The organism is Actinoplanes campanulatus (genome assembly GCF_014647795.1).
Lineage (GTDB): Bacteria > Actinomycetota > Actinomycetes > Mycobacteriales > Micromonosporaceae > Actinoplanes > Actinoplanes campanulatus.
Window position 1 is genome coordinate 93,425 of record NZ_BMPW01000013.1, and the last position, 13,093, is coordinate 106,517.

Annotated in this window: 10 protein-coding genes; 7 read left to right on the forward strand and 3 right to left on the reverse strand. The window is 70.3% G+C overall.

The window, feature by feature from the left end; all coding sequences use genetic code 11:
• Nucleotides 1-24 precede the first annotated feature (24 nt).
• The 4 genes from IEZ13_RS24800 to IEZ13_RS24815 all read left to right on the forward strand — a co-directional run bounded on the left by IEZ13_RS24800 (nt 25) and on the right by IEZ13_RS24815 (nt 4,426).
• The gene (locus IEZ13_RS24800) at nt 25-1,233 is read left to right on the forward strand and encodes a polyamine ABC transporter substrate-binding protein (RefSeq protein ID WP_183222103.1); all 1,209 of its coding nucleotides are present in this window, start codon (nt 25-27) and stop codon (nt 1,231-1,233) included.
• A 3-nt stretch (nt 1,234-1,236) separates the two neighbouring features.
• Complete coding sequence (locus IEZ13_RS24805; protein ID WP_183222104.1) at nt 1,237-2,100, forward strand: ABC transporter permease; 864 nt, start codon at nt 1,237-1,239, stop codon at nt 2,098-2,100.
• Nucleotides 2,097-2,891 carry an ABC transporter permease gene (locus IEZ13_RS24810; protein ID WP_183222105.1) on the forward strand — a complete coding sequence of 265 codons (795 nt, stop codon included), beginning with the start codon at nt 2,097-2,099 and terminating at the stop codon, nt 2,889-2,891. The genes IEZ13_RS24805 and IEZ13_RS24810 overlap by 4 nt, the downstream gene beginning before the upstream one ends.
• Nucleotides 2,892-3,046: 155 nt before the next feature.
• Nucleotides 3,047-4,426: an aspartate aminotransferase family protein gene (locus IEZ13_RS24815; protein ID WP_183222106.1), complete on the forward strand. Its 1,380-nt coding sequence runs from the start codon at nt 3,047-3,049 to the stop codon at nt 4,424-4,426.
• 214 nt (nt 4,427-4,640) lie between these two features.
• Here IEZ13_RS24815 and IEZ13_RS24820 read toward each other — a convergent pair whose 3' ends face one another.
• Nucleotides 4,641-4,976 (reverse strand): gamma-glutamylcyclotransferase family protein, encoded by a 336-nt coding sequence (locus IEZ13_RS24820; RefSeq protein WP_183222107.1) that lies wholly within the window; start codon nt 4,974-4,976, stop codon nt 4,641-4,643.
• Between the two features lie 601 nt (nt 4,977-5,577).
• On the opposite strand from IEZ13_RS24820, the gene IEZ13_RS24825 reads away from it, so the two are divergent.
• Nucleotides 5,578-6,708 carry an endo-1,4-beta-xylanase gene (locus IEZ13_RS24825; protein WP_229794977.1) on the forward strand — a complete coding sequence of 377 codons (1,131 nt, stop codon included), beginning with the start codon at nt 5,578-5,580 and terminating at the stop codon, nt 6,706-6,708.
• 258 nt (nt 6,709-6,966) lie between these two features.
• Here IEZ13_RS24825 and IEZ13_RS24830 read toward each other — a convergent pair whose 3' ends face one another.
• Nucleotides 6,967-9,054 (reverse strand): glycoside hydrolase family 3 protein, encoded by a 2,088-nt coding sequence (locus IEZ13_RS24830; protein ID WP_229794979.1) that lies wholly within the window; start codon nt 9,052-9,054, stop codon nt 6,967-6,969.
• 170 nt (nt 9,055-9,224) lie between these two features.
• Here IEZ13_RS24830 and IEZ13_RS24835 point away from each other — a divergent pair, with 170 nt between their 5' ends.
• On the forward strand, nt 9,225-9,653 hold the full coding sequence (locus IEZ13_RS24835; protein WP_183222109.1) for a response regulator: 429 nt from the start codon (nt 9,225-9,227) through the stop codon (nt 9,651-9,653).
• 64 nt (nt 9,654-9,717) lie between these two features.
• The gene (locus tag IEZ13_RS24840) at nt 9,718-11,817 is read left to right on the forward strand and encodes a sensor histidine kinase (RefSeq protein ID WP_183222110.1); all 2,100 of its coding nucleotides are present in this window, start codon (nt 9,718-9,720) and stop codon (nt 11,815-11,817) included.
• Here the strand turns inward: IEZ13_RS24840 and IEZ13_RS24845 are convergent, their stop codons facing one another.
• Nucleotides 11,818-13,089, reverse strand: a complete 1,272-nt coding sequence (locus IEZ13_RS24845) for an NAD(P)/FAD-dependent oxidoreductase (protein ID WP_183222111.1) — start codon at nt 13,087-13,089, stop codon at nt 11,818-11,820.
• Nucleotides 13,090-13,093: the final 4 nt, after the last annotated feature.

Consider the following 13,093-nt stretch of genomic DNA (forward strand, 5'->3'; position numbering starts at 1 on the left):
CCGGATCCCTCCCTCCTGCGAGGCATGACGCGCTCCCGGCTCGGCCGCCGTGACGCGCTGCGCCTCGGCGGGTTGTCGGCGATGGGCGCATTCCTCGCCGCGTGCGGGGTGGAGGGCAAGGGCAAGCCGCAGGCCAGTATGGCGCCCGACGCCGTCGCCAAGTTCTGGGCTGACAAGACGCAGAACGGCAAGCTCAACTTCGCCGGCTGGCCGCTCTACATGGACCCGAAGAAGCCCGAGCTCAAGAAGTTCACGCAGAAGACCGGCATCCAGGTCACCTACGACGAGGTCATCCAGGAGATGGCGCCCTGGTTCGCCAAGGTGCAGCCGCAGCTGTCCGCCGGGCAGTCGATCGGCTACGACGTCATGGTCATCACCAACTCGAGCCAGTTCGGCCAGTTCCGGGACTCCGGCTTCCTGGCGCCGCTGGACCACGCGAAGCTGCCCAACTACGCGGCCAACGCCGCCAAGTCGTACGCGAGCTCGTCGTACGACCCGGGCAACGTGTTCAGCATCCCGTACGCGTCCGGCATCACCGGCATCGCCTACGACCCGGCCAAGATCAAGGAACCGATCACCAAGCTGTCCGACCTGTGGAACCCGAAGTACAAGGGCAAGGTCGGCATGTTCCGCGACCTCCAGGAGCTCGGCAACTTCGGTCTGCTCGCGGCCGGCATCGACCCGGCCAAGTCGACCGAGGCGGACTGGCAGAAGGCGGCGGCGGAGCTCAAGAAGCAGAAGGACGCCGGCATCGTCCGCAACTACTACGACCAGAGCTACGTCGACGCGCTCGGCAAGGGCGAGGTCTGGATCACGATGGCCTGGTCCGGTGACGTCTTCCAGAAGAACGTCTCCGACGGCACGAACTTCAAGTTCGTGATCCCCGAGGACGGCGCCACGATCTGGACCGACAACATGGCCATCCCGGTCACCGCGGAGAACCCGGTCGACGCCATCATGCTGATGGACTTCCTCTACGAGCTGGAGAACGCCACCACGCTCGCCGAGTACATCAACTACGTGTGCCCGGTCCCGGCCGCGCAGGCGCAGATGAAGAAGCACGCCGCCGCGCTGACCGGCGAGGACAAGGCCTACCTGCTCTCGGTCGCGGAGAGCCCGCTGGTCTTCCCGGGCGAGGCCGAGTACGACCGCCTGCACTACTACGTCGACTTCAACACCGCGGAGGAGAAGAAGGACTTCGAGCGGGTGTTCCAACCGATCGTGCTGGGGTAACCGATGGACCGGGTAAAACGTACACTCACCCCCTACCTGCTGGTCCTTCCCGGCGGGCTGTGGCTCCTGCTGTTCTTCGCGGTACCGATGGCCACCATGCTGTCGCTGTCGCTGCAGGAGGGCGACATCGTCAACGGGTTCGTCTTCACCGGCCACTGGCAGAACTATGTGGATTCGATCTCCGCCTACCAGACCCAGTTGATCCGTTCGCTGGTGTACGGCGCCATCACGTCGGTCGTCCTGATCGTGCTGGCGTTCCCGGTCGCATACTGGATCGCCTTCTACGGAGGCCGTAAGAAGGCGACCTACCTGTTCCTGATCCTGCTGCCGTTCTTCGTGTCGTTCGTCCTGCGCACCATCTCGTGGCGGATGCTCCTCACGGACGACGGCGTGCTGCTGCACCCCTTGAAGGAGGCCGGGTTGCTCCCGGCCGACTTCCAGGTCCTCGGCACGGCGACCGCGGTCATCGCCGGCCTGGTGTACAGCTTCCTCCCGTTCATGGTGCTGCCGATCTACGTGGCGCTGGAGCGGATCGACCCGCGGGTGGTCGAGGCGGCCCGGGACCTGTACGCGTCCCCCCTCACCTCGTTCCGGAAGGTCATCTTCCCGCTGGCGCTGCCCGGCGTGTTCGCCGGCGTGCTGATGACCTTCGTACCGGCCACCTCCGACTACGTGAACTCGGAGCTGCTCGGCAGTTCCGAGACCACGATGATCGGCCAGGTCATCCAGTCGCAGTTCCTCTCGAACTCCGACTACCCGTCGGCCTCGGCACTGTCCTTCACCCTGATGACGGTGCTGCTGATCGGTGTCTTCTCCTACGCCCGGGCGCTGGGCACGGAGGACGTCATGAAGGTGGCGGCCCGATGAGACTCCGTATCGGCGGCGACCGCCTGCTCCACGTCTACACCTGGATCCTGATCGCCTGGCTCGTCCTGCCCATCGCCGTGATGATCCTGTTCGGCTTCAACGATCCCCAGGGCCGGTACAACCAGACCTGGCAGGGTTTCACGCTCAAGTGGTACGGCGAGGTCTTCGCCCTGGAAGCGCTCACCGACGCACTGGTGGTGTCGCTGCTGGTCGCGGTGGCGACCGCCCTGATCGCCGGCGCCCTGGGCACCGGCATCGGGTACGCGCTGGGCCGCTGGCAGTTCCGCGGAGCCGGCGCGCTGAACCTGCTGATGTTCGCGGCCATCGCCTCGCCCGAGCTGGTGATGGGCTCGTCGCTGCTGAGCCTGTTCGTCTCGCTGGGCGCACCGCTGGGCCCGGTGAGCATCACCATCGCGCACGTCATGTTCTCGGTGTCGTTCGTGGCGGTGGTGGTCCGGGCCCGGGTGGTGACCCTGGACCGGTCCCTCGAGGAGGCCGCGGCCGACCTCGGGGCGAGCGGGTGGACCACGTTCTGGAAGGTGATCTTCCCGATCATCCTGCCGGCCATCCTCTCCGGCGTGATGCTCGCGTTCGCGCTCTCCATCGACGACTTCGTGATCACCAACTTCACGGCCGGCACCACGCAGACGTTCCCGCTGTGGATCTGGGGCTCCACCCGGGTCGGCCTGCCGCCGCAGGTCAACGTCATGGGCACGATGATTTTCGCGGGTGGCGTGCTGCTCGCCGTCCTGTCCAACGTCCGCTCGCGGCCCCGTAGGAAGACCGCGTAGACCCAGGCGAGCAACGGCCCGGCGTCCCGGTGGGGTGCCGGGCCGCTGTCGTTCCATCACAGAAACGGCGCGGAAATAGTCGTGCCTAGACTTGTGCGCAACGGATTCCGTGGGCAGGATCATGTCTACCTCTGGAACTAGTGGGAGAGATATCCGTGACCGATCGACCTGCTGATGTGGACGCGCTCTCCGCGACCGCCCGTGACCACCTGTGGATGCACTTCACCCGGCTCTCCACGTACCAGGACAACCCGGTCCCGGTGATCACCCGTGGCGACGGCTGCTACGTGTGGGACTCGACCGGCCGGCGCTACCTCGACGGCCTCTCCGCGCTCTTCGTCGTCCAGACCGGCCACGGCCGCCAGGAACTGGCCGAGGCGGCCGCCAAGCAGGCCGGTGAGCTGGCCTACTTCCCCATCTGGTCGTACGCGCACCCCAAGGCCATCGAACTCGCCGGACGCCTCGCCGACCTGGCCCCCGGCGACCTGAACCGGGTCTTCTTCACCACCGGCGGCTCCGAGGCCGTCGAGTCCGCGTGGAAGCTGGCCCGCTCCTACTTCAAGCGGGTCGGCAAGCCGCTGAAGACCAAGGTCATCTCCCGGGCCGTCGCCTACCACGGCAGCTCGATGGGCGCCCTGTCGATCACCGGCATCCCGCCCTTCAAACAGGACTTCGAGCCGCTGGTCCCGTCGACGATGCGGGTGCCGAACACCAACTACTACCGGCGTCCCGACGAGAACATGACGCCCGAGCAGTTCGGGATCTGGGCCGCCGACCGCATCGCCGAGATGATCGAGTTCGAGGGCCCGGCCACGGTCGCCGCCGTCTACCTCGAGCCGGTGCAGAACGCCGGCGGCTGCTTCCCGCCGCCGCCCGGCTACTTCCAGCGGGTCCGCGAGATCTGCGACCGCTACGACGTGCTGCTCGTCTCCGACGAGGTGATCTGCGCCTTCGGCCGCCTCGGCGAGTACTTCGGCGCCGACCGCTACGGCTACCAGCCCGACATCATCACCGTCGCCAAGGGCCTGACCAGCGGCTACGTCCCGCTCGGCGCGATGATCGCCTCCGAGCGCCTGGCCGAGCCGTTCCTCACCGGCGCCAACTGGTTCGCCCACGGCATCACCTACGGCGGCCACCCGGTCGGTTCCGCGGTCGCGCTGGCCAACCTCGACATCATGGAGCGGGAGGGCCTCAACAAGCACGTCCGCGACAACAGCCCGCTCTTCCGCTCGTACCTGGAGAAGCTCCTCGACCTGCCGATCGTCGGCGACGTCCGCGGCGACGGCTACTTCTTCGGCATCGAGATGGTCAAGGACAAGGCCACCAAGGAGACCTTCGACGCCGAGGAGTCCGAGCGCCTGCTCCGCGGCTTCCTGTCGACGGCCCTGTTCGACGCCGGCCTCTACTGCCGCGCCGACGACCGCGGCGACCCGGTCATCCAGCTCGCCCCGCCACTGACCGCGACCGAGACCCAGTTCGCCGAGATGGAGCAGATCCTCCGCGCCGTGCTGACCGAGGCCCACAACCGCCTCTGACCACCCTCATCCCGACCGCCCGGGCGTTCCGCTCCCGGATTCCGCGAGCCCGCCCGGTGGTCCGGCCAGGCGTCTCTCTCGCTCTTCCTTTTCCGGTACGGGACTCGCGAACCCGCCGTACCAGACCCGCGAGGCGCTGCCCGGTCCGGACCGTGCCGCGCCCGCCGGGCGTGAGTGGGTGGTCCAGCCTGACCGGGCAGCCGGCCGGGGTTCGTCACGGGCGCTGCACGTACACCCAGGCCTTGTCGCCGGACGCCAGCGGCGCCTCGACCCGGTGGTAGTCGTCCACCTCGTAGTCGTCGGCCTGCAACAGCTCCGCGCCGGTCACCTCCAGGGCCGAACCGTCGACCACATCGGCCGGATCTCCGGTCGGCACCAGGATCGGGTGGAAGGCCTCGCCGCTGACGGCGAGCACCTCCGGGTCGGTGATCTCGACCCGGTCCAGCCGGAACCCGACGATCCGGTCATCCCGCCCGTCGAGGCGACGCCCGAAGGTGCTCGTCTGCACGGCGGGGTCACGCAACGTCCCGTAGGAGAACAGCAGAGGCATGATCGAATCCTAGCCACCTCCGAGGGGCCCCGGGTGACGCGGCCAGCCTTCGGGATCGCTAAAAGTTCCGGAATTCTATCGCAAGTTCAGACGCCCGCCGAACGCTCATTCGCGCTCGTAGAACCGGTCGAGGCGGGCCGATTCCCGGTAGTCCGCAGCGATAATTCCTCGTAACTTCCGGAAGTTTCGGAGGCCGGGTCACGTGTCGCGTCTTCCCTGCTCCGCCGCGCGCACCCGGTCACCGAATTGCTCGCCGCGCGCATTCCGTCCGCGCGCAACGGCGTCCATTCCGACGCTTCCCGCGCTATTTATTGAATGCATTAGAGCGTGCCGGTCGACATAATGAAAGATGCGTTTCCAGGGTTGCTCGGGAGCGCTCGACCGGCCGGTCACCAGCGAGCATGCCGGGGTTGACGTGCCCGTACGCAGCATGGCGGCGCCCAAGAAGCGCGGCCGCCAGCGGGCTGAGATCTTCTTTTCCGTATTGACGCCGTCAATTAGACGGGCTTAGCGTACGGGTGGTTTGACGCTCTCTTCCGCGTGCGGCGACGTCCCTGTCGCGCGCCGCATCCCCGTTTCCGATTCCCGTCAGGAGTGACCCTTGACGAAGAAATCCCGCGTCGCGGCGGCCGTCCTCGCCGCATCGACGCTTCTCACCATCGGCGTCCAGCCGGCCCGGGCGGAGAACACCAGTGGCACCCCGGCGGCCGGGCACGGCGGCCACGCCGGTGTGCCGCTGCGCCGCGTCACCCCACGCGACCTGAAGATCGGCACGGCCGTCGCGGGCGGCGGCCACCACCTGGAGCAGGACTACCCGGACCCGTTCACCTACGACAAGCCGTACCGCCGGGTGCTGGCAGGTGAGTTCAACTCCGCCTCGCCGGAGAACCAGATGAAGTGGGAGTTCATCCACCCCGAGCGCAACCGGTACAACTTCGGCCCGGCCGACGCGATCGTGCGGTTCGCCCGCCGGCACGGCCAGGTCGTCCGCGGGCACACCCTGCTCTGGCACAGCCAGAACCCGGCGTGGCTGGCCGAGGGGCAGTTCAGCAAGGCCGAGCTGCGGGCGATCCTCAAGCAGCACATCTTCACGGTGGTGGGCCGCTACCGGGGCCAGATCCACCAGTGGGACGTCGCCAACGAGATCTTCGACGGCAACGGCGCGTACCGGCAGGAGAACATCTGGATCCGGGAGCTCGGCCCCGGCATCGTCGCCGACGCCTTCCGCTGGGCGCACCAGGCCGACCCCCGGGCGCAGCTGTTCCTCAACGACTACGGCGTGGAGTGGCCGGGGGCCAAGGTCGACGCCTACGAGGCGCTGGCCGAACAGCTGCTGGCCGACCGGGTGCCGCTGCACGGGTTCGCCTCGCAGGCCCACCTGAGCATGCGGTACGGCGCCCCCGACCAGCTGCGCGCCGTCCTCCAGCGCTTCGACGACCTGGGCCTGTACACCGCGATCACCGAGCTGGACGTCCGCATGGACCTCCCGGAGAGCGGTGTCCCCACGGCCGAACAGCTGACCACTCAGGCTCAGTACTACAAGACCGTCCTGGACGCCTGCCTGGCCGTCGACGACTGCAACTCCTTCACCCTGTGGGGCTTCACCGACAAGTACTCCTGGGTCCCCGTCTTCTTCCCCACCGAGGGCGCCGCCACCGTGATGTGGGACGACTTCACCCGGAAGCCCGCCTACGAAACCCTCCAGCAGACCCTGGCCGAAGCCCGAGGCTGAGCCGGTCACGCGGAGCGGGCGGTCCCGGTCTTGCCGGCCAGGCACCGGGGTCGCCCGCTCCCAGGCCGTTGCGCCGGTCACGGCAGCCGTCACCCACGGCCCACCGGGACCGGCGCCCGCACCAGCTCGGCCTCCCCGGCGGCCAGGCGCACACGCCCGGGCGGCCGGCGTCACGACGGAGGGCGGGCGCGGCCGTCCGCGTCGTCGTCGACGGACACCGACTCGCCCGGCGACAGAACCCGCCGGGCGCCGGATCCGTCAGCCGGCGAGCCGCTTCAGCAGGGCGGTGGCCTTCGCGGTGTCGCCGGACTCCTCGGCCAGCTGGGCGTCGGCGAATGTCTGCTGCCAGCCGGACGGCGCCCGGCCGGCGGCCGCCTTTTTCTGCGCGGCGTCGCGGGCGTCGGCGGCCGCCATGGTGCGCAGGCCCCAGCCGTAGGGGAACAGCGGCTCGTACGCCCGGTCGCCGACGTTGACCGGAACCTGCTTCACCGAGCTCGGCCAGCTCAACGGCAGGCGTCCGGTGAACGGCCGCTTACCGAAGAGGACGTCGGCGACGCCGCCGCCCTCGCTGCCGGGCAGCCAGGAGGCCACCAGGGCGTCGATCTCGCCGAGCTGGTCGGTGATCACCTGCGGGCGGCCGGAGACGATCAGGACGACGCACTTGGCCACCGCGCCGCAGACCTTGCCGACCACGGCCCGGTCGGCCGGTTGCAGGGTGAGCGACTTGGGTTCCTTCTGCTCGTCGGTGCCGCGCGTCCAGGTCGTGCTGCCGACGTCACCGAAACCCTCGGCGTACGGTGTCTCGCCGATCACGACCACACCGACGTCGGAGCCGCCGATCGGCGCGGAGGCGTCGGCGCTGTACGTGACTGTCGCACCCGGGGCGACCTCGCGGATGCCCTCGAGGATCGTGGTGCCGGGGATGATGTCGCCGTTGCGGCCCTGCCAGTCGACGGTCCAGCCGCCGGCCTGGTTGCCGATGTCGTCGGCGTTGCGGCCGGCCACGTAGACCTTCGCGTCGGCGGCGAGCGGCAGCAGGTCCCCGCTGTTCTTGAGCAGCACCTGCGACCGGGCGGCGGCCTCGCGGGCCAGCGCCCGGTGTTCGGCGCCGCCGACCTCACCGAGGGTGACGTACGGGTTCTCGAAGAGCCCGAGCCGGAACTTGACGGTGAGGATCCGCTCGACCGCGTCGTCGATCCGGTCCGTGCCGATCCGCCCGGCGTCCACCTCGTCCTTGAGCACCTCCTGGAACCGCGGCGCGGTGTGCGGCTCCATGAACATGTCGATGCCGGCGCCGACTCCGGCGCGGACCTGGCTGGGGGTGGGTTCGGCGGTGCCGTCCGGGTCGGTGGACGGCAGCTGGTGGATGCCCTCCCAGTCGGTGATCACGAAGCCGTCGAAGCCCAGGTCGCCCTTCAGCTTGCCGGTGATCAGCTCCTGGTCGGCGTGCATCTTGACCGGGTTGCCGGTGCCGTCCTCGGTCCAGTCGACGCTGGAGTAGGACGGCATGACGCTCTGCACGCCGTGTTCGGTGACGGCGGAGACGTACGGCGCCAGGTCGACGCGGTCGAAGTCGGCGCGGCTGGTGACGGTGACGCCCTGGTCGATGGCGTAGTCGCTGTCGCCGGTGCCGTACTCGGTGTCGCCGTCGCCCGCGTAGTGCTTGACGGTGGCGACCACACCGTCTTTCTGGAGGCCGTCGACGGCCGCGCCGCCGAGCCGGCCGACCAGGGCGGGATCCTCGCCGAAGCTCTCGAAGGTGCGCCCCCAGCGTTCGTCGCGGGAGACGCAGACGCACGGCGCGAAGTCCCACCGGATGCCGGTGGCCCGCATCTCCCGGGCGGTGGCCTGGTAGACCCGTTCGACGAGCCGCGGGTCGCGGCCGGCGCCGAGGCCCACGTTGTGCGGGAAGACGGTGGACCCGTGCACGTTGCCGTTGCCGTGCACCGCGTCGATGCCGTAGAGCAGCGGGATCCTCAGCGGGGTGGCGAGCGCCGCCCGCTGGAGCGAGTTGATCATGTCGACCCAGGCCTGCGGTGTATTCGGGTCGGGCACCGAGCCGCCGCCGGAGAGGACCGAGCCGAGACGCCACTCGGTGACCAGGTGCGGGTCGCCGGCCACCTTGACCCGCTCGGCCTGGGTCATCTGGCCGATCTTGTCGGCCAGGGTCATCCGCCCGAGCAGGTCGGCGACCCGGCTCTCGACGGGTTGCCCGGCGTCCAGGTAGAGCGCACCGGTGTCCTCGGAGGTGGAGCCGTTCCGCACCAGCACGGTGGCCACGCCCGCCACGACGGCCGCCGCCAGCACGATGCCCCCGAGCACCGCCGCCCGGTTCCGTGATCGCATTCGTCTCCTTGATGGTTCGGGTGGGGCGGATCCGAGTCTGCCGGAGCGCTCCCACGGCCCGTCGCGCGGGTCGTTCGGGCAGGGATGTCCGCGTTCGTAATTGTCCGGAAACGCCCCGGGTCGCGGCTGGTCGGCGCATGCTGGGACGAAGCACTTCCGACGGAGCTGACATGGTCGCATTGCTGATCGCTGAGGACGACGAGGACATCTCCCTGGTCCTGGCCCGGGTGTTCAAGCGAACCGGAATGACCGTCCTGCGCGCATCGGACGGATGGGCGGCGTTCGAGACGATAGTCGAACAGCGGCCGGACGTCGTGCTGACCGATCTCGGCATGCCGCGGATGGACGGCTGGGAACTGATCGACGCCATCCGGGCGCACGAGGACGGGGGGATCCGGCGTGTCCCGGTGGCGGTCCTGAGCGGGCATCTGCGTCCCGGGGACCCGCGGGCCGCCTCTTCCAAGGTCTGCGCCATCCTGCTCAAGCCCTGCCCCAACGACCAGCTGCTGGCGACCATGGACGAGCTGGTCACGATCGGGCCGCACGACCATGACAGGGCCGACTCCCGCTGTCCCGCCGACCTGCCTGTTTCAGTATGAAAAAGTGTGAGATATAGGTGCTTGGGTAAACCCATCAGCCTGGGTCGGGAGAATCGGGCGGGTCATGGCGGTGGTGCTGGACGAGGCTGTGCTGACGGATCCGGTACGTCTGCGTGCGGTCGACCGCGCCCTCCTCTCGCTGCCCGGCCGGTCCACCCCGCTCGACGACACCGCCCGGCTGGTGGCGAGGCTGCTGCACACCCCGATGGCCTGCGTCACCCTGATCTCCGAGGACGAGGAACTGTTCGTCGGCGAGCACGCCATCCCGCACGAGCTGAGCCTGCCCCGCCGCGCCCCGCTGTCCTACTCGGTCTGCAAGTACGTGGTCTCCGCCGACCGGGCCATCCTCAGCCGGGACATGACCGGGGAGACCGACGAGGTGCTCAGCAGGCACCTGCTCGTGGTCGAGTTCGGGATCCGGGCGTTCCTCGGTGTGCCGGTCCGTGACCGGGACGGCCGCCCGATCGGCTCGCTGACCGTCTTCGACCACCGCCCCCGCGACTGGACCGGTGAGGAGACCGACATCCTCACCGCGGTCGCCGACACGATCCGGGTGCAGGACGACAGCGCCTTCCACACCACGCTGCTGGAGAGCATGGAGGCCGGCGTGGTGGCCTGCGACCGATCCGGCCGGATCGTCTACGCCAACCGCTCGGTGCGGGAGGTCCTCGGGTTCGGCCCGGACGGACCGCTGCCGCCCGAGTTCGAGACGGAGGCCTACCGGCTGCTCACCACCCCCGACCACCGGCCGATGTCACCGGCCGAGAGCCCGCTGCTGCGCGCCCTCAACGGCGAGTGCGTCGTCTCCGAGGACGTGCTGATCCGCCGGCCCGGCCACCGGACCCAGATCTTCGACACCAGCGCGCAGCCCATCCTCGGCCTGACCGGTGACGCGCTCGGCGCGGTGGCGGTCGCCCACGAGGTCACCGCGCTGCGCCGGGTCGAACGGTTCCGCAACTGCCACATCGCCGTGCAGCACGTGTTGCAGGGCGCCCGCACGGTGAGCGAGGCGACCCCCGAGCTGCTGCGGGCGGTCACCGCCACCCTGGGCTGGCCGGCGGCCGAGCTGTACCTGATCGACGAGGCGACCGGGCTGCTCCAGTCGGCCGGGCACTGGGACTCCTCCGGGCTGGATCCGGACGGCTTCTTCGGGCACACCCCGGTCCACGGGCAGGGCATCACCGGGCGGGCGTGGGAGTCCGGGCGGCCGGTCTGGATGCCCGACCTGAGCCTGAGCACCGATCTGCGGACCGCCCACGAGCGCGAACGGGTGGAGATCTGCCTGCGGCGCGGCGTCCGGACCGCGCTGGCCGTGCCGGTCCGCGACGGCGGGACCCTGCTCGGCGTGCTGACCTGCTATGCCGGCACCCAGGAGTACGAGCCCGACCTGCTCACCGTGCTGCTCGACGGGGTGGCCGCGCAGGTCGGCGTCTTCGTGGCCCAGCGCCGTGCCGAGGAGCTGTCCCGCCAGCTGGCCCGGGCACAGGCGGACTTCGTCGACCTGGTGGGGCACGAGCTGCGCACCCCGCTCACGTCGATCACCGCGAACGCCGCCCTGCTGGCCGAGGAGACGTCCGGTCTGGACGCCGATTCCCGGCACATGGTGGAGAGCGTCGCCCGCAACGCGGGCACCCTCCAGCGGATCGCGGACACCCTGCTCGACCTGGCCGGGCTCGACGCCGGCCACCTCGAACTGGACGTCGACGAGGTGGACCTGGCGGCCCTGCTGTCCGACGCGGTGACCGAGGCCCGGCGCACCGCCGACCGGCTCACCCTGGTCACCGAGCTGCCCGCCGAGCTGCGCCTGCCCGGCGACGCGGAACGGCTCCGGCAGGTCGTCGACGACCTGCTGCTCAACGCGGTCCGGTACAGCCCGCCGGGCGAGCCGGTGCACGTCACGCTGCGCGCCGACGACGCGATGGCCGATCTGTGCATCGCCGACCACGGCATCGGCACCCCGCCCGGCGAGCACGACCGGGTGTTCGACCGGTTCTTCCGCGGCAGCAACGTGCGCCACCAGGGCACCCCGGGCAGCGGGCTGGGACTCAGCCTGGCCCGGGCCATCGTGCTGCTGCACGGCGGCACGATCCGGCTCTGCGACAACCGGCCGTCCGGGACGATCGTGTGCGTGCGCCTGCCCCTCGCCGGGCCGCCCGGCGTTTGATCAGGCCGCCCGGCGGCGGTCCAGGGCGTCGAGCAGGGCGGTGGCGCGCAGGCCCGCGTTGATGCCGAGCCAGCGGGCCGGTTCCGGCTCCCAGCGGCGCGAGCGATGGTTAACCCACGGCAGGGCGGTCAGGTCACTGTCGCGGCCGAGGATCAGATCAGCGAGGGTACGCCCGGCGAGGTTCGCGGCCGCGACGCCGTCGCCCACGTAGCCCCCGGCCCAGCCGATCCCGTCCCGCAGGCCGACCGACGGCATCCAGTCGCGCGGGATGCCGAGCGGCCCACCCCACCGGTACGCGATCGGCGGGTCGATCCCGAACAGGTCGGTGAGCGTCGCCCGCAGCGCCTCGAAAACCCCGGGCACCAGGTCGTACTTCGGCCGGACCCGGGACCCGAAGTGGTACGGCGCCCCGCGCCCACCGAAGGCCAGCCGGTCGTCGGCGGTCCGCTGACCGTAGATGACCAGCCGTCGCTCGTCCGTGAACGTCTCCCGGCGGGCCAGGCCGGCCCGCTGCCAGAACTCGGCGGGCAGCGGCTCGGTGACGATCATCAGCGAGTAGACCGGGGCCAGGTCACGGCGGTGACCGGCGAGCCCGGCGGTGTAGCCCTCCAGTGCTCGCACCACGTGCGCGGCGCGCAGCGTACCCCGCCCGGTCTTGATCTGCCCGGTCTTGATCTGCTCGACGCGGGTGCCCTCGTGGATGGTGACGCCGAGCCGCTCGACCGTCTCGGCGAGGCCGCGGACCAGCTTGGCCGGGTGCAGGGCGGCGCAGTGCTCGCTGTAGACGCCGCCGAGCACACCCTCGGCGGCGCACCTGGCGCGGGCCTCGCCGGCGTCGACGAAGCCCGGGTCCCGCCGGGCCCGCCGCAGCTGGACCGGGTTGCGGGCCAGCGAGATGACGCCGCCCTTGGCGTAGTCGCAGTCGATGCCCTCGGCCGCGGTGACCCGCCCGACCTCGTCGACGGTGTCCTCGAGCGCCCGGGTCATCGCGGCGGCCGCGCCCGGCCCGAAGCGGCGGGACAGCCTCGCCTCGGAGACCGGGAACAGGCCGGACGCCCAGCCGCCGTTGCGGCCGGACGCGCCGAAGCCGCAGTACTCCGCGTCGACGACGACGATCCGCGTCTGCGGGGCGGCCTTGGCCAGGTAGTACGCGGTCCAGAGGCCCGTGTACCCGCCGCCGGCGATGGCCACGTCGGCCTCCCGGTCGCCGTCCAGCGGCGGGCGTCTCTCGATCGGGCCCAGGGAGTCGAGCCAGAAGGAGGGGCTGCTCATCCGG